Source organism: Spiroplasma sp. ChiS, from assembly GCF_002968355.1.
GTDB classification, from domain to species: Bacteria; Bacillota_I; Bacilli_A; order Mycoplasmatales; family Mycoplasmataceae; genus Spiroplasma; species Spiroplasma citri.
Window position 1 is genome coordinate 1 of the sequence record NZ_PUUH01000106.1, and the last position, 1503, is coordinate 1503.

2 protein-coding genes are annotated in these 1503 nt (G+C 20.6%); both read left to right on the forward strand.

What is annotated here, in order from left to right:
- Window positions 1–102: 102 nt before the first annotated feature.
- Window positions 103–438, forward strand: a complete 336-nt coding sequence (locus C6B38_RS03730) for a UPF0236 family transposase-like protein (protein WP_105298708.1) — start codon at window positions 103–105, stop codon at window positions 436–438.
- Between the two features lie 387 nt (window positions 439–825).
- Entirely contained in the window at window positions 826–1425 is a 600-nt protein-coding gene (locus tag C6B38_RS03735; RefSeq protein ID WP_105298709.1) for a UPF0236 family transposase-like protein, read from the forward strand.
- Window positions 1426–1503: the final 78 nt, after the last annotated feature.

Genomic DNA, 1503 nt, shown 5'->3' on the forward strand with positions numbered 1-1503 from the left:
GTTAAAAATAACTTGCTGTTAAAAATAACTTGCTTTTTTTAGGTGTTGATTTTAATGTGTGTGATGATTTATTTTTAAATCAGGAAAGGAAACAACTTTAAAATGGATATTAATAATATTATTAATGGTGACAACTTTTTTAATAAAACATATGAAGATTTGAATAGATATGCTGTTGGAGAAATTGCATATAGGTTAGAAAATATAGATGATCTTATTTTTCAAAATTATAAAAATGATGATAAATTTAAACATTATCGAGTAAAAGATAATATTAAAAGAACATTAATTACTTTAAAAGGTAAAATAACGTTTAACAGACGAAGATATTATAAAATTAACCCAATAACAAGAAAAGAAGAATATATTTTTATTTTAGATGAATTTTTACTAATTAAAAAATGACAAAAAAGAAAGAATTTTATTGTTTTTAAGTAATGATAAAAAATACCGCGATATTTTAGATGCCTTAGAACAAGCAAAAATTAGTTTAATGTCAATTTCAAATATTATAAAAAATGCAACAACATAAAAAATGCAACAACAAACGACAAATATTATATTAATAATACCACTATTAAAATAAAAGTTCCGCATACTTTATATATTCAAATTGATGGAACTTTTCTTAAAATAGAATACGATATAAAAAAGGTTAAAAAACACACCTTATTATCTACTGTTCATACTGGTTATGATCAAGAAAAATCAACCGAAAAAAGACATGTAATTGCAAATAAGTTAGGTGTTTACGAAATAGATAATATTCCAATTTATATTTCTAAAAAAACAAAATTAACCCGTTTTGTTGTTAAATTAATACTTTTGATAATAAGTAATTATAATATTCAAGATGATACTGAAATTATAATTTTAGGTGATGGAGAAAATTGAATTAAAGGGGTTAAAAAAGATATTGCAAATCGTTTTCCTAATAAAAAAGTTCATTATACAATAGACAAATTTCATTTAGTAAAAAGATTTAAGGATTTATTACCCCACCGAAGAATAATTAAAGAAAATGAAGAAACTTTTAAACAAGTTGTTGATTATTTTTATAATGGAAAATATTATGAATTATTACAATGTTTAAAAGAAAGTAAGTCATTTATTCCTAATTCTAAAAAGTTTTTAAGAAAAACAATTAATTTAATTAAAAATAACGAAGAGGGCATTAAAAATCAAACATTATGAAATAATATCGGTTGTCATATGGAGGACGATGTTTCCCATTATGGTAAGGGTATATTTTCTAAAAAAGGAATTTATAGCGAAAAAAATGTTAAAAATAAATTGAATACTAGTATGCTAAAATTAAGAAATAATATTAAGGATTTTAAACAATCAGAAAAACCACCAGAAAATAATAGTATTTTATATAATAATTTTAATAAAACTGAACAACAAAAATTACGTCTTTATTAATTTTATTTTTAAATTAAATAATTTTAATAAAAATGCATTTTTTGTTGTGATTAAATTTAAAAAAATATAAAAATTTGT